The sequence below is a fragment of the Kitasatospora sp. HPM-01-4 genome (assembly GCF_051374625.1).
In the GTDB taxonomy this organism is placed as follows: Bacteria; Actinomycetota; Actinomycetes; order Streptomycetales; family Streptomycetaceae; genus Kitasatospora.
Map to the genome: position 1 here is coordinate 8305857 of NZ_JBPQGP010000005.1, position 15703 is coordinate 8321559.

7 protein-coding genes and 1 pseudogene are annotated in these 15703 nt (G+C 71.7%); 6 read left to right on the top strand and 2 right to left on the bottom strand.

Features of this window, described 5'->3' with window-relative positions:
- Positions 1-4 precede the first annotated feature (4 nt).
- The 4 genes from ACSMTC_RS36090 to ACSMTC_RS36105 are packed head-to-tail and all read left to right on the top strand — an operon-like array spanning position 5 to position 12711.
- Positions 5-5368 carry a DUF6603 domain-containing protein gene (locus tag ACSMTC_RS36090; protein ID WP_436563953.1) on the top strand — a complete coding sequence of 1788 codons (5364 nt, stop codon included), beginning with the start codon at positions 5-7 and terminating at the stop codon, positions 5366-5368.
- Positions 5365-7752 (top strand): hypothetical protein, encoded by a 2388-nt coding sequence (locus ACSMTC_RS36095; RefSeq protein ID WP_436563954.1) that lies wholly within the window; start codon positions 5365-5367, stop codon positions 7750-7752. The genes ACSMTC_RS36090 and ACSMTC_RS36095 overlap by 4 nt, the downstream gene beginning before the upstream one ends.
- Complete coding sequence (locus ACSMTC_RS36100; RefSeq protein WP_436563955.1) at positions 7745-11416, top strand: hypothetical protein; 3672 nt, start codon at positions 7745-7747, stop codon at positions 11414-11416. The genes ACSMTC_RS36095 and ACSMTC_RS36100 overlap by 8 nt, the downstream gene beginning before the upstream one ends.
- 29 nt (positions 11417-11445) lie before the next feature.
- Positions 11446-12711: a hypothetical protein gene (locus ACSMTC_RS36105; RefSeq protein ID WP_436563956.1), complete on the top strand. Its 1266-nt coding sequence runs from the start codon at positions 11446-11448 to the stop codon at positions 12709-12711.
- Positions 12712-13102: 391 nt separating this feature from the next.
- Here ACSMTC_RS36105 and ACSMTC_RS36110 read toward each other — a convergent pair whose 3' ends face one another.
- Positions 13103-13729 (bottom strand): YbhB/YbcL family Raf kinase inhibitor-like protein, encoded by a 627-nt coding sequence (locus tag ACSMTC_RS36110; protein WP_436563957.1) that lies wholly within the window; start codon positions 13727-13729, stop codon positions 13103-13105.
- On the opposite strand from ACSMTC_RS36110, the gene ACSMTC_RS36115 reads away from it, so the two are divergent.
- Entirely contained in the window at positions 13683-14741 is a 1059-nt protein-coding gene (locus tag ACSMTC_RS36115; RefSeq protein ID WP_436563958.1) for a helix-turn-helix transcriptional regulator, read from the top strand. The genes ACSMTC_RS36110 and ACSMTC_RS36115 overlap by 47 nt on opposite strands.
- Before the next feature lie 78 nt (positions 14742-14819).
- Here the strand turns inward: ACSMTC_RS36115 and ACSMTC_RS36120 are convergent.
- A pseudogene (locus ACSMTC_RS36120) lies at positions 14820-14948 on the bottom strand (transcriptional regulator); the annotation flags it as partial.
- Between the two features lie 363 nt (positions 14949-15311).
- Between ACSMTC_RS36120 and ACSMTC_RS36125 the strand changes: the two are divergent.
- The gene (locus ACSMTC_RS36125) at positions 15312-15521 is read left to right on the top strand and encodes a cold-shock protein (RefSeq protein ID WP_344638812.1); all 210 of its coding nucleotides are present in this window, start codon (positions 15312-15314) and stop codon (positions 15519-15521) included.
- Positions 15522-15703 lie beyond the last annotated feature (182 nt).

Below are 15703 nucleotides of genomic sequence, written 5' to 3' on the forward strand. Positions count from 1 at the left end.
AACCATGCCTCTCACCCTTGCCGAGCTACGCGACACCCTGGAGCAGGCGCAGCGCGACGGCTCCCTGCGCATGACCGCGGACACGCTCCAACTCGCGCCCTTAGCCGACCTCTTCACCCGCTTCCTGCCCGACGCCACCCTCACCGTCGCAAGCCCGGCCGTCGACACCGACGCGCTGCGGGTCACCGGTCAGGTCGCGCTGAAGGACCAGGCCGCCTCCCCGGCCGTCGTCGTCTTCCTGCCCGACACCGACGGCCAGGCCGTTGCCGGCGTGCGCGTCGACGTCGTCCTCCAGGCCGGCGGCCCCGGGCTCCCCGCCGAGCTGGCGGGCATCCCCTCCGTACTGGAGACCATCGGACTCGGCCCGCAGCACCTGGTGTTCGGGGTCGAGCCCGCCGCCGGCGCCACCGCGGCGGCCGAGGTCGGCTGCGGGGTGGAGCTGCTCTTCCCCGACCAGCAGACGTCGCCCCGGCCCTACCTGTGGGGCTATCCGCCCCAGGGGGAGCTGCAGAGCTGGCGGCTGACGGGAGACTTCCCCGGCGTACCGCTGGCCGGCCTGGACGCGCTGCTGCCCTGGGAGCAGTCGCTGGCCGGGGCCTTCGATCTGCTGACGGGCATCGCGCCCGAGGGCGCCACCCTCGAACTGACCGGCCTGAGCCTCAACTTCGCACCCGGCAAACCTGAAGGCGGCTCCGACGCGCGCTGGCTCGCCCTCGGGATCCGGCTCGCGCTGAGCGGCTCCTGGGTGGCTCTGCCGGACCTGATCACGGTGGACGGCCTGCACGCGGAGTTCGTCGTCGGCAACCCGCACGGCACGAAGCCCGCCCTCGCCACCGTGCTCGGGGGCCGGGTCACCCTGACGGACGGCGTCGCCGTGGACGTCGCGGTGAGCCTGCCCGACCGCACCCTCACCGGTGCTCTGGAGGGCCCGCTGCCCCTGGGCAAGCTGCTCGAAGCCCGTTTCCCGGGCGTCCCCGTGCCCCCGGAACTGACCATCGACCGCCTGACGGTGGGCGCGGAGCTCGGGCGCGGTCCCGCCTGGGGCTACGGCATCGACGTGGACCTCACCGACGTCTGGCACGTCACCGACGACATCGCCCTCTCCGAGGTCACGCTGAGCCTCCTCCACGCCGGCAGCACGACGACGGCCGAGGCCACCGCGGTCTGGACGCTGGGCGAGGCGACCGTGGACGTGCACGGCTCCTGGCAGACCGGCGGGGGGTGGCGGTTCGAGCTGGACGCCACCGACATGGGGCTCGGTGACGCCTTCGCCGCCTTCGGGATCCAGCCGCCGCCCGTCCTCCAGGACGTCACCGTCGAGCAGTTGACGGTCACGTACGACAGTGCCGCCAAGAAGTTCGATCTCCATGCGCAGGCCCGGTTCCCGCTCGGCGCGGTGGAGGCGGACCTCGACGTCACGGTGGAGCTCACCGAGCGCACCGACGGACAGCCGGGCTACGACCAGCAGTACGAGGGGACCCTCGTCCTGGAGGTCTCCCCGGAGCATGAGCTGACCTTCACCGTCAAGGACGTCCAGCAGGCCGAGTTCACCGCGACCTGCGCGGACTCGGGGGGCGTCTCCTTCGCGGACCTCGCCCGCCTCCTCGGCATCACCGACGCGTCCGCGGACCAGGTGCTGACCGTACTCGGCACCCTGGACGGGATCACGGTCGGCTACACCACCGCCCGCAAGGCCGTCGTGTTCGCCGCCAAGGAGAAGAGCGGCGGCTCGCTGGTCGTCGTCTCGGACCAGCCGTCCGGAGGCAGCCGCGCGTGGGCCGTCCGGGTCGGACTAGGACTGGACGCCAGGCTCTCCCAAGTGCCGCTGCTACAGGGCCAGATACCCGAGGCCGAGGACATCGGCCTGTGCGGGCTGGGCGCCCTCGTCACCTCCGAGGCCCTGACCGCCGACCGCGTCACCGAGCTCAACAAGGCGCTGACCGCCGTCGACGCGACGCTTCCCCAGCTGCCCGCCGACGGCCCGGCCAAGGGCATGGCCTTCACGGTCGACCTGAAGCTGCCGGGCCGGACGGGGACGACGTCGATCGCCGTCCGGGGCGACGGCGGAAGCGACAAAGCCCCGGCCCCGCGCACGATCACGCAGGACGGCGCGCCCGTCGCCGAGGGCAGCGGCGGCGGCCTTCCGCTCGTCGCCTGGATCGGTGTTCAGCGCTCCGTCGGTCCGCTGACCCTGCGCCGCGTCGGCGCGGGCTTCGCCGACGGCACCGTGTGGGTGCTCTTCGACGCCTCCCTCGGCATGGCCGGGCTCACGGTCGGTGTCGACGGGCTGGGCCTGGGCATCGAGCTGTCCCACCCGACCGTCCCGAAGTTCCGCCTGGACGGGCTGAGCGTCGACTACTCCCGGCCGCCGCTGGCGATCGGCGGCGCGCTGGTGGACAGGACGGACAAGAACTACGACCCGCTGATCGAAGGCGTACTGACCGTCAAGGCCGAGGAGTTCGGCCTCACCGCCCTGGGTGCGTACGCACGCCCCACCGCGCACCCCGACCAGCCGTCGTTCTTCCTCTTCGGCAAGGTGGACGGCGAGTTCGGCGGCCCGCCGCCCGTCCAGGTCACGAGCATCATGGCCGGGTTCGGCCTCAACACCGATCTGCGGCTGCCCGAGGGTGACCAGGTCCTCGACTTCCCGTTCCTCAAGGGCCTGGACTCCACCGACCCGTTGGACGTCCTCGGCACGCTGATGGAAGGAGACAACGCCTGGGTGCGGCCCAGGAGCGGGCAGTTGTGGTTCGCGGCCGGGCTGGGCTTCCGCGTCTTCGAGTTCCTCGAGGGCCAGGCACTGCTGGTGCTGGAGGTCGGCGACGACTTCGCCGTCGCGGTGCTCGGCACGGCCGAGGCCAGCTTCCCCAAGGACCGCTCCCTGGGCACCTACGCGCGGGTGCGGCTGGGGCTGTCCGCCAAGTACCGCGCCAGCGAGCGCGTCCTGAAGCTGACCGCGCAGCTCGCCCCCGGCTCGTTCCTGCTGTCCGAGTCGTGCGTCCTGACCGGTGGGTTCGCGCTGTACACCTGGTTCGACGACGCGCACGCCGGGGACTTCGTGCTGACCCTGGGCGGCTACCACCCCAAGTACCTGGTACCCGACCACTATCCGCAGGTGCCGAGGCTCGGCTTCAACTGGACGGTCACCTCGGAACTGACGATCAGCGGAGGCTCGTACTTCGCGCTCACCCCCGGCGCGATCATGGCCGGCGGCGCGCTGGACGTGAACTTCCGCTCCGGCGACCTGCACGCCTGGCTGACCGCGTACGCCGACATCCTCATCGAGTGGGCGCCGTTCCACTTCGACGCGGACATCGGCGTGAGCATCGGCGTCAGCTTCGTGCTCGACCTGTGGCTGGTACGCGAGACGATCAGCGTCGAGGTCGGCGCCTCCCTGCACCTGTGGGGGCCGCCGACGGGCGGCGAGATCACCGTCCACCTGTGGTTCATCTCGTTCACCATCGGCTTCGGAGACGGCAGCGCCCAGGACGACACGGCGGCCCCCTGGTCGGACGTGGTCAAGCAGCTCCCCGCGAAGCAGGACGCGCTCCGGCTGGTGCCCGTGGACGGACTGCTGCCGGTCCGGTCCAAGGACGAACCGGCCCTGTGGATCGTCGGCCCCGGCGCCTTCTCCTTCGCGCTCCGCACGGCCGTCCCCGTCTCCAGGCTCAGCCTCGGCAAGGACGCGAGCACCACCGACGACCACCCCGGCAGCGAGGTCGACATCCGCCCCCGCCGCGACGAGGGCAGGAACCTCGACTCGGTCCTCACCGTCACGCTCACCAAGGGCTCGGACGTCCACGACCTGAGCGCCTGGTACGCCGGGGACGCCGCGCAGGACCGGGCGAGCCTGCCCGCCGCACTCTGGGGCCCGTACGACGGCAAGCTGAGCCCCAACGGCCCGGCACGGGTGGACGACCAGCTGATGGGCGTCGACCTGCGGCTGCCACCGCCCGCACAGGGCAGCACACCCGGGCCGATCAGGGCCGGGACGATCGCGCACGACGACCGCAGGCCGGACGGCGTGCTGCCGCTGGTGCGGCCGGCCACCGTACGGGACGTCATGCGAGCCGCCCCCGCGCAGGCCGGGCCCGCACCGGTCGAGGCCGGGCAACCGGTCGCCGCGGAGCCCGTCGCCGAAACGGTAGTTGTGCCCAAGCCCCGTGCGAACGCGGGCGCCGTCACCGGTGCGCCGGTCGACCAGTCCCGCGACCGGCTGTTCGCCGCGATGGACTACCTGGGAGTGAGCCCCGGCACCAACGAGCGGCTCACGGCCACCGACGCACTGGTGGCGGGCGACGTCACGGCGCAGCCGGCACCCCCGGTCCCCGGCGAGCCGACCGCCAGCGAGCGGCTGTACGTACTGGGCGCGGGGGCCACCGTGACGCCGGTCGACGCGCAGAGCCTGACGGCGTACCAGCCCATCGCGCTGCGGAACCAGGGTGCGGACCACCTCGCCGTCAGCCCCGACGGCAGCCGGCTGTGCGCCGCCGCCCCGGGCTCGCAGCACATCGACGCCTTCGGTATCGCCGCCAACCCGCCCGGCCCGGCCACCGACCTGAACGGCGGCTCGCCCTCCTGGCTGCCGCAGAACGCGCGGGGCGCCTCGTTCTCGCCGGCCGACGACTGGGCGTACATCACCTACGCGCAGCCGGGTCAGCTGGCGATCGTCGACTTCCGGAACGGCGCTCCGACGGTGCGCCACAGCTACGGCACGCTGGCACCGGACCAGTCGACCACCGAGCCGGCCGACGTGATTCCCGCCATGCCGTGGGACGAGACGGTCTACATCGCCCTGCCCCAGGTCGACGCCGTGTCGAAGGTGGACGTCGGAAACCTGGACAACCCCACCGCCCGGGCGTACCTGTCGGCGGGCCCCTTCCCCACCCGCCTCGCCGCGGACCCCGAGGGCCGCTGGCTCTACGCGCTCAACACCGGGAAGTCCACGGTGACCGTCATCGACATCGCCGCCGAGAAGATCGCCACCACCCTGCGGACGGGCTCCGGCCCGAGCGCCCTCGTCGCCTCCGCCGACGGCAGGCGGCTGTACGTGGCGAACGCCGTGACCGGCACGGTCTCGGTCTTCGACACCAGCGGCGACCTGCCGCAGGAGGCGGCCGAGCCCGTGTGGGTCGGCGCGCAGCCGATCGCGCTCGCGCTGTCCGCCCTCGGCGACCGGCTCTACGTCGCCCGGTCGAAGGTCCGGGAGGTCCGGGTCGTGGACGTGGCGTCCGCCCAGCCGGTGCTGCTTCCGGCCACCGTCCCCCTCAAGGACGATCCGGTGGCGCTCGCCGTCACCGTGCCGCCGGCCCTCGGGCCGCAGGCTGCTCCCCGCGAGACCCGAATCACCGAAGGCGGTGCGGCATGAGCCACCCCGAGTACGCCCCGGACCCCGACCCGAAGCTGAACGTGCAGTTCGTCGACTCGCTGGTGCCGCAGATCACCGCCGGGCGGTACACCCTCAAGGCACGGCAGACCCTCACCCGCAACGGGACGCGGGTCGACGAGGACGGCTACCTGGACACTCCGGTGACCCAGCAGGTGGAGGTCCGCGCGCCGCGCTTCACCGTGGAGCCGGACTGGATCCACGGCGCGTACCCGACGCCGGGCGCCACCGGCCTGTACGACGACGTCCTGCCGCACCTCACACTCGACCGGGCGACCCTGCCGTGGGAGCGGGACGAGGCGACGGCCGCGGACGGCACGCGACTGCCGTGGCTGGCCCTCCTCGTCTTCGGCGAGGGCGAGCTGCCCGACACGGACCCGCACTGCCTCGGCAGCACCGAAGCGAAGACGGTCGCCGAGCTGACCGGCGCCGAGAGCGGCGTCGTCCTGCCCGCTTTCGACACGAAGACCGACCCGATCCCCGCCGAGGACATGGACCGGGTCTGCCGCACCATCCTGGTGCCCGCGGCCGTCTTCCACGCCGTCGCGCCCACCGAGGCCGAGCTCCCGCTGCTCACGCACGTGCGCCGGGTCAACGAACAGCACCAGGGCGTGACGCTGACCGACGACCTGATCCAGGTCGGCGACTACGCGGTTGTGGTCGGCAACCGGCTGCCCCGCGCGGCGGGCGGGCGCTACGTCGCGCACCTGGTCTCGCTGGAGGGCTGGCAGTCGCGGCTGCCCGACGGCTCCAAGGAGACCTACGACGGGCCCGGCGGGAAGCTGCGGCTGATCTCGCTGTGGTCGTGGTCGTTCGAGACGATCCCCGACCACGCGCCCGGGTTCGCCGCCCTGACCGAGCACTTCGTGGAGACGGAGGGCGACAAGGGCTCCGCACTGCTGCTGCGCGTCCCACTCGCCGACCTTCCGCTGTCCGGCCCCGACCAGCGGGAGGTCGCGGACCGGCTCGACAAGGGCTATCTGCCGGTCTCGTGCCGTACGGAGTCGGGGCGCGCCACCTTCGGCTGGTACCGGGGCCCGTTCCTCCCCCAGCCCGCACAGCCGCAGAGCGACCGTGAACGCCGCCGCTGTGCGGCGGAGGCACTGATCCACCTGGAGCAGTACGGCGTCTTCGACGTCAGCCTCGCCACCGCCTTCACCGCGGGCCGAGGTGTCGCCCTGGCGGACCACCAGTTCGGCGCGGCGCTGCTCCGGCTGCGCGGCAAGGTGCAGCGGGCGGCGGAGAAGAAGACCCTTGAGCAGCGGCGAAACGGTTCGGCTCCGACCGGGGCACGGGCGCGGCTCGAACACCTGGTGACCAACGGGCTCGGCGACCACCTCGGCGAGCTGCTGGCCGCGCCGGCCCGCCGTACCCCGGCCGCAGCCGCGCCCGCGCCGGACACCGCCGTACGGCCGCCGCGCGTCACCCCCGCGCCCGCCGCGACCGAGCTGCCCGTCACCGCCGGTCTCACCCCGCAGAAGCTGCGCGCCGACACCGAGCTGCACGCCCGGCTCACCACGGCCGACGAGCCGCTCGTCCCCACGGCCGACGAGGACCTCGCCCTCGTCCGGAACCGGCTGCTCGGCCTGCGGAACCTGACGGGCGTACCGTTCGCGCACCTCGTCCCCGACGCCCGGATGCTGCCCGCGGAGAGCCTGCGCTTCTTCTACACCGACCCCGACTGGACCGCCACGCTGCTCGACGGCGCGCTCAGCGTCGGACTCTCCCACACCTTCGACCTCACCTCGGACGAGCTGATGTTCGGGCCCAAGGGCCAGGCCCCGCTGCCCCCGTTCGCCGCGCCGGTCACCGGCCTGCTGCTGCGTTCACAGCTCGTCAGCGGCTGGCCCGCGCTGGAGGTCCGGCCCTACACCAGCCCGACCGCCACCGGAGACGACGAGAAGGCACTGCCGGTCATCCGCCGCGAGGCGCTCGCCGACGACATCCTGCTCGTGCTCATCGAGGGGATCCCCGGCCGGGTGGAGATCGCCGAGCCGCAGCAGGGCGTCCACTTCGGCATCGACGAACCCGACACGGGCGGCAGCGACGACCCGGTCGAGGACGGCATCATCCGGCTGCGCGCCCTCTCCGGCGACGACATCGGCAAGGAGCTGGACCCGGCCCAGCACCCCTTCCCGGCCACCCCCGGCCTCGGCTCCTACCTGCGCGACCCCGGCACGGCCAACCCCGACCACGTGCTGCGCGTCGCGCGCCTCGCCGAGGACCTGAAGGGCCCCCTGGGCCTGGACGAGCCGCTCACCCCGAGCCAGTTCGCCATCCAAATGATCAACGCCGCGCAGCGCCGCACCTTCACCACCGCCGTGCGGCACACCCTCATCACGACAGGAGACCACCCCAATGGCTGACCGCGGCGAGACCCTCGTCGTCCCGGTGAACGTGGACGCCCTGGTGGTCAATCAGGAGGTGCGCCAGCGCGACGGCCGGGGATTCCGGCGCTGGCAGCCCAACTTCAACCTGCTGCGCCACAACCACAGCCCGGAACCGGACCCCTTCAGCAACGAAGTTCCCTGGAACGCCACCCACCAGGGCGAGACCGACGACGAGTTCAAGCAGTACGACGGCGTCCACGTGCGTTGGGAGCTGCCCGACGCGCTGCGCCAGGGCGGTGCGCGCACCGCGGGCGGGCGGACGGAGTTCCCGCTGGTGCCCAACCGCTGGCTCGTCGTCCGGCACGTCCAGGACAACGACGCCCAGACCACCGCCTGGGTGGTGGAGAGCGACCACCTGGACCCGGACAAGGGCACCTCGCGCTTCATGCACCCCGTCAGGCCCGGCGTCACGGACCCGGCGGTGACGCCGTACCGCTCGACGATCGTCACGACGAAGATCGGCAGCGCGCAGGGCATCGGTGCCGACGGCGCCGACTGGAACGAGCCCACCGAGGCCTGCCGCAAGGAGCTGTTCCTCACCGCGGCCGGCCCCGGCATCATGACCTTCCACGCCTACCAGCCGTACAACGAGAACGTCTTCTCGCTGCACGACCCGCTGACCGGTGTCGACACCGCGACGGTGAACTACCAGATCGTGGGCTGGTACTCGGACCCGGCACAGGAGGAGCTGCGCCGCAGGATCACGCCGGGCGCGACGACGGAATCCGTACTGGCCGGGCTGGGCTGGACGGTCGCCGATCTGCCGCAGAGCTGGACGCCCGGCAGCACGGCCTACTGCGGCCGCGCCCTCACGGTGCGCTGGGACCGCGCCGGAAGCGCCCCGGACTCGGACCGCCCCGACAAGACCGCCGTCCAGGACAACATCGCGGTCGGGAGCAGCGCGGACGAGGCCAACGCCGCCCTGATCGCCAAGGCCCGCGCCGCGCTGCCCGCCGACTCCGCGAACGCCTTCGGCCACACGGACGCCCACCTCCTGCACGCGCTGGGCAGCGGCCTCCTGGACACCCTCGACGGGCCCGACGGCGAGGTCGAGACCGCACAGGCCATGCACAGGAGCTGGTTCCAGCAGCTCCCGGGCGGCTACGTGTGGCGGCTCGCCGACACGACCGACCAGGGCAACGCCTCGGGCGACCCGGCGTCGGTCACCTGGTCGGGTATGGCCTCCGGGCAGGAGGAGTGGCTGGCGACGCTCAACAACGCCCAGGACGCGTACGACCAGGCCGCCCGTGAACTCGCGGCGCTGCAGAAGCGGTTGTACGCGCTGTGGTGGATGCACGGCCTGCCGCTCATACCGCCGCAGTACTCCCGTGAGCAGCTGCGCGCCGAGATCGACCCGGCGAACGAGAACGGCCTCGCCTTCGCGGTGACCATGCGGCTGGACGGGCTCAAGCAGCTCCAGGCGGCGATCCCGTACGGCGCGGACGGCCCCGCGCTCGACCGTGCCGTCGCCGACTACCGGACGAAGCACCCGCTGCCCGACAGGTACGAGGTCCGCCGGGAGGCGCTGCCGCCGTTCTACCAGGTGACGGACCCGACGGTGGTGCTGGCCGGCTCGAAGAGCCATGCCGCGCACAAGGCGCTGACGGGCGACGGGGCACTCCTGTGCCGCATGCCGTCGCAGATCCTCGGCGGCGTGCGGCCCGGTGCCGCGTTCCCCGGGCCCTTCGGCTCCCTGCACGTGGGCGGGCTGCCGCAGATCGTGTCGGCGCTGCTGGGCGAGTTCCTGTACGTGCTCGGCAAGCCGGGCCCGCTCACTCCCGACATCGCACCACAGCCGTGGCGGCAGCCGTGGAAGCCGCTGCTCTTCCAGTGGAGGGTCAAGCACTGGCAGGTGCCCTACGGTGAAGTGGACTCGCCCAACTGGAAGTTCGACGGCAGCCGTTACGCGTGGCAGAACGGCTCCGCGGCCGTCGAGCCCGTCGAGGTGACGGGACGCAGGTTCCTCGTGCCGCTGCCGCAGTACACGATGAGCAGCGGGCTCGAACGGCACGCCGCGGAGCACCACGACCCGGCGGTGGCCGAGGCGTTCCGCGGTGCCGCGGCGCAGGTGCAGGACCTGGACCTGCTCTCGCAGCGGCTGGACGGGCTCACCGACGCCTTCGCCCTGCGCGACCCGGCACCCAACCTGAGCCCGCCCGGCGCGATCGGCGCTCTCGTCGGCGACGCGTTCAGCCACCTGCCGGACCCGGGCGTGCTGCCCGAACCGTTCAAGGGCTGGCAGCCGTCCGGCTTCACCCAGCTCCGGGCCGGGCAGTTCGCCCTGAACGTACTGAGCGTGATCGACGAGTTCGGCCAGACCCTGGACGTCCTGCTCGACCAGGACGCGGACTATCTGAAGCCGAAGGTGGCCGACAGCCTGCACACCAACGGCAGGTACGCCGAGGACGACCTCAAGGACCGCTTCGTCCAGCTGCCGCCGCGACTGCTCCAGCCCGCACGGCTGCGGTTCGACTTCGTCAACGAGCACGACGACACCCAGCTGGTCGACCTGACCGCGAAGACCACGCCGGTGGGCGCCTGGATCGTCCCCAACTACGTCGACCGCGCGCTGCTGTGCTACGCGCCGACCGGCGAGCCCCTGGGCGAGCTGCGGCTCGAACTCCGGGCGGCCTATTCCGGCGGCGACCCGACGAAGGTGATCGGCTGGGGCCCGCTGCCGGATTCGCGGGTCCACACCATCGACGACCTGCGGGACACACGACCGCAGCTGTACGCGTTCGCCCGTGAGCTGGCCGCGAAGGGCCCGGACGCTTTCGCCGACCTGCTCGCCACCGTCGACAACGCGCTGGCCGGGATCGACCCGGGCAACCCGTACGGCGACGAGGTGCTCGGCGCGCTGCTGGGGCGCCCGTTGGCCCTGGTCCGTACCCGCCTCGGCTTCGAGCTGGACGGCCCGCCGGTCGCGGACCCCGGCTGGCAGTACGCGCGGGACTGGCGGGCCCTGACCGACTGGCGGCAGCGCGTGGCCGTGCGGCCGGCCCCTCCCGAGATGGCCCACCTCGACTACCGGTGGCCGATCCGCCTCGGCAACGCCGGGCAGAAGGGCGACGGCCTGATCGGCTACTTCTCTGAGGACGACTACGGGACCTTCTACTCGGTGGCCACGCCGGGGGATTCCCCGCACACGGAGTACGTCGCCGAGATCTCCGACGCCAACTGGCCCACGCTGCGGGCGGATTCCACGCAGCAGACGCACATCACCCTGCTGCTCGACCCGCAGGCCACCGTCCACGCGACCACGGACGTCCTCCCGGTGACCGAGCTCCGGCTTCCGTCCCGCTTCACCCGGACCGCGATGGCGGCGATGCAGGTGGCGCTGCGGCTGAGCCCCGTGCTGACGACGACGCGGAAGGTGCCGGCCAAGGACGTGAGCACGGCCCGCGACGACGCACCGACCGACTTCGTCAACGCGCTGGCCCTGCCGCACCCCACCGCCCCGCAGGGCACGTGGGACTGGGCGGAGCTCGTCGTTCCCGACGCACCCGCCGGCACCGACCCCGCCCCCACCTGGGCTCACGAGTCGATCGTCCAGATCGACCAGAAGGCCCGGCTGGACGAGGACGGCCCGACCGTGCGCACCGGCTTCCTGCGCCTGTCCGGCGGCTTCAACACCAAGTGACACCCTCGACTTCGAAAGGACCCATCCCCATGAGCCAGTCGGACCCCGGTCAGCCCCTGCTGGACTACGCGGTCATCAGCGATCCGTTCCCCCTGTACGCGCGGGCCGCGAGTAACACCCCGCCCACGGCCCTGCACATCGTCGTCTCCAACGGCGGCGGCGAGACCGTCTACTGCCGGGAGATCCTGTTCTCCCTGCCGGTCGGCACGCTGGCGCAGAGCCTCCTCAGCGTCGACGCGGGCGATGGGCAGGCCCAGGACTGGACGGTGACGCACCTTCAGGGCGACAGCACCCAGATGGCACTGCCCGCCGGCGACTACGCCAACTTCTCGGCCAAGCCGACCAAGGGCGATGCGGCCGTCGACGTCTCCGGTGTCACCATCACCCTGGAGAACCTGACGATCAGCGACCTCCCGGGCACCGCCCGGATCGAGATCCGCGAGACCGCCACCACGGACCAGGGCTCCTGGCCCGTCAGCCCGCGCTTCACCAAGCTGGCCCTCGCCAAGTTCCCGGCACCGGCGATCCCGGCCCAGGCGGTCATCGACTTCCACGCCGACCGGCTCGAAGTGGCGGCGGGCGACACCGTGAACCTCTCGTGGCGGGGCCCCACGACGCTCGACTACAAGATCGCTTACGGCGACGGCAAGCCGCAGGACGTCGGGAACGACCTCACGTGGAGCGGAAGGATCGACCGCGACACCACCTTCGAGCTCTCCTACACCATCGGCACCGCCACGCACTTCCTGACGACGACGGTCGCGGTGAAGAACCCGAAGCTCACGGGAGTGGAGGTTGACGGTGACCTCGCGGTGACCGGCTCCACCGACCTCCAGGACGTCACCGCGCACGAGGCGTTCACCACGAAGAAGACCCTCACGGTGGAAGGGCACCTCGACGCGACGGCTACGGCCACGGTGGGCGACTCCCTCGAAGCGAAGAAGGGCCTCCAGGTGGACGGGGACCTCACCGCTCAGCAGGCGCTCACGGTGGGCGGGAACCTCACCGTCACGGGCGATGCCACGATCAAGAAGGACCTCGAAGTCGGCTCTGCCTGGGTCTCTCCCTACAAAATCAGCACCAGCGGTGGCAGCGCTGTGAAGTTCGCGGAAGGCATCGAGGTCACAGGAGCCTCGGGGATCACCATAGGCGGCAAGGGAGTCGTCGTCCGTGGAGAGGCGCACCGTTTGATCTACACCGGGAAGCACGGAGACGGGAAGCTGCAGAACATCAACTACATAGGCGATTCAATCTATATGGCGGATAACGGAGCTGCGGCCTTCTACTTCGAGTAGAAGGCCGGCGGAACGCACAACCCTGCCCCCGGAGGTGCCGATGACGTCCGTCGGCACCTCCGGGCAGCGGGCTGCGGAGAGCCCGGGCCGGGCAGGGGACAGGGCCGCGTGACCCGGGATGCGGCCAGGACGTGACGCGAGGGGACGGCCGGTCCGCCACCGGGCCGGTCCACGCCCGAACTCCGTTGACGATCGGGCCAGTTCAATCACCTCCCCCCGAGGAGAACCCAGGTTCGAGACTCTCACGGGATGGCTGAAGACCTGTCGGGCGATTGGCCCCGGGGAGGCTGACCGGGGGCGAGCCCCGTTCCGTTGACGCGCGTTCAGGCCCGAACGCCGGTAGAGGCCGTCGGCTGTCGGCCTGTACCGGCACGGGGTCGGAAGCCGACCGTCAGCGCTGGGCGGTCGCGGTGAGACGGGCGTAGCCGATGACGTGACTGCTCATGGTGAACGCGGTGACCGTGGCGGGAGTGGTGGCCGGCAGCTCCAGGCTGGGGACGTCCAAGGCGTACACGGTGATCTGGTAGTGGTGGGCGATGTCGCCTGCGGGCGGGCAGGGGCCCACGTACCCGGTCAGGCCGGCGTCGTTGGTGCCGGCGACGGCGCCGACGGGCAGGGCGCCGCCCAGGGTGGTGTCGGTGGCGGGGATGTCCCAGGTCAGCCAGTGCCAGAAGCCGGCGCCGGTGGGCGCGTCCCGGTCGAACATGGTGACCGCATAGCTGCGGGTGCCCGTCGGTGCACCGTGCCAGGACAGCTCGAGTCGCCGGTTGCTGCCGGAGCAGCCGAAGGCGTCCGCCCAGGCACCGGCCGGGAATGTGCCGCCGTCGCGCAGCTGCGGGCTCGTCACGGTGAAGCGGGCGGCGGAGTCGGGTATGCCCTTGCGGACGCTGGTGTAGCCGTAGCCCGCGTGGTGGCGGGAGTCAGGGTGGGAGCCGTGCGCGGCCGCGGTCGTCGCGGCCAGGACCATCGTGGTGGCGGCGGCGCCCAGGGCGGCGGCGGTACGCGTCGATTGCTTCATCGGAACTCTCCTGTTCGGTGCCGGGTGGCGATCCACGATCACCGAGAGGACCGGCGGGCTGGAAGGCCCGCCGCATGCTGGTATTCGCGGTGCCAGGCTTGCCGCTGGACAGCGCCTGCCGGTCTTGCGGATCATGAACATCGTGGGGAGTCAACAAGTCCGGCACCGCGCCGACCTGGCGCAGTTCCTGCGTGTCATGAGGGCTCGGCTGCAACCGGAGCAGGTCGGCCTGCCGCGTGCGGGTCGGCGCCGCACCCCGGGACTGCGGCGCCAGGAGGTCGCGCAGCTCGCGGCGGTCAGCATCGACTGGTACATCCGGCTCGAGCAGGGGCGCGTGGGCACCCCCGGCACCGCGGTTCTCGACGCCGTGGCAGAGGCCCTGCGCCTGTCGCCGTCCGAGCGCCGGCATCTGCACCTCATCGCGCGGGGACAGGCCCCTCTCACACGTCATGTCCCGGCTCGGGTCAGCGACTCCCTGCGCGTGCTGCTGGAGGGGATGCCGCTGCTGCCCGCGTACGTCGTCGACTTCCGTCTCGACGTGCTGGCTCGCAACACCGCCGCCGCGGCGCTCTTCGGCGAGGACTTCGGTACCGGCGAGGCGGCCAATGCCGCACGGCTGCTGTTCCTGTCGCCGCAGGTACGCCGGACGCAGCTGGACTGGACGAGGGTGGCCCGTGAGACGGTGGGCAATCTGCGGGCCAACCTCGCACGGCGTCGCGATGATCCCCCGTTGCTCGCCCTGATCGCCGAACTGCGCGACCGCAGCACCGAGTTCGCGGTCTGGTGGGACGACCACACGGTGCAGGAACGCGCCCACGGCACCAAACGCATCCGGCACGCGGAGGTCGGCGAGTTGACCGTCTGCTACGACGTGCTCGCCGCCCCGGGTAATCCGGATCAGTGCCTGATCGTGATCACCCCGGCAGACGTCGCGGCCGAACAGGCCCTGCGCACGCTCGTGGCCGGCCGGTGTTCACGAAGGAGGTTCCACGGTGTCCGCGGATGTGGCTGAGGCAAGCGGGGGGCGTGCTGCGGCGCGCCCGCTTCGGTTGAGGTGGCCCGCGGCGGCCCGGGCCGGGCGGCCCGGTCGGCGGAGTATGCCCTCGAGGAAGTCGCTGCCCAGGCGGGCGACGACCGTGACGTCCAGCTGGTGCGGTGCGTACCGTCCGCGGCGCTGTGTGGCCACCAGACCCGCCTTCTTCAGGACGCTCAGGTGCCGTCACTCCCTTCGCCCGCTGGCGGCCGCGCCATCGCAGAGCCGCTCTGGCCGTCGACGGCCAGAGCTTCTTCGGCGCCGGTGGTCCCATGGGCAACCGGTTGGCCGTGCGGCCGGCCGGTCCGTACAGCCGGCACCACCAGTTCCTCGCCGAAACGCCGAAGAAAAGTGCTGCGAAAATTCCCGTTCCGCTCCGAAGCCTGCTACGGTCGTAGGAGTTGCAGTTTTGGTTCCCATGAACTCTGTGTGCGCCTGCTGGTTCTCACCGCAGGCGTATTTTTTTTCTGAGATCCCGGCGGGTCATCAGTGCGGCGACGGATAGCCCGCGCAGTGCGGGTCTACAGCGCCTTCGAAGGAGAATTTTTTATGGCTTTCGGCACCGTGAAGTGGTTCAACGCGGAAAAGGGTTTCGGCTTCATCCAGCAGGAAGACGGCGGCCCGGACGTGTTCGCCCACTTCTCGAACATCAATGCCGCAGGCTTCCGTGAGCTGATTGAGGGCCAGAAGGTCGAGTTCGACGTCACGCAGGGCCAGAAGGGCCTCCAGGCGGAGAACATTCGCCCTCTCGCTCTCTGACATCTCCCGCTGCGCGATTTCCGATTCGCGGCGGAATCCGGGGCCCGTACCGCACAGGCGGTACGGGCCCCGTCCCCTTGCCCAGGACTGACCGCTCTGGCAGTGCACCGCCGCGGGTATGCGGTGATCCGGCGGAACCGGGGCACGGACCCGCTCAAGCGGAGACCCGGTAAGTCTCTTCC

Excerpts from the sequence above, each read along its gene's own strand:
- ACSMTC_RS36090 (WP_436563953.1), top strand. The coding sequence starts at position 5 with ATGCCTCTCACCCTTGCCGAGCTACGCGACACCCTGGAGCAGGCGCAG.
- ACSMTC_RS36095 (WP_436563954.1), top strand. The coding sequence starts at position 5,365 with ATGAGCCACCCCGAGTACGCCCCGGACCCCGACCCGAAGCTGAACGTG.
- ACSMTC_RS36100 (WP_436563955.1), top strand. The coding sequence starts at position 7,745 with ATGGCTGACCGCGGCGAGACCCTCGTCGTCCCGGTGAACGTGGACGCC.
- ACSMTC_RS36105 (WP_436563956.1), top strand. The coding sequence starts at position 11,446 with ATGAGCCAGTCGGACCCCGGTCAGCCCCTGCTGGACTACGCGGTCATC.
- ACSMTC_RS36110 (WP_436563957.1), bottom strand. The coding sequence starts at position 13,729 with ATGAAGCAATCGACGCGTACCGCCGCCGCCCTGGGCGCCGCCGCCACC.
- ACSMTC_RS36125 (WP_344638812.1), top strand. The coding sequence starts at position 15,312 with ATGGCTTTCGGCACCGTGAAGTGGTTCAACGCGGAAAAGGGTTTCGGC.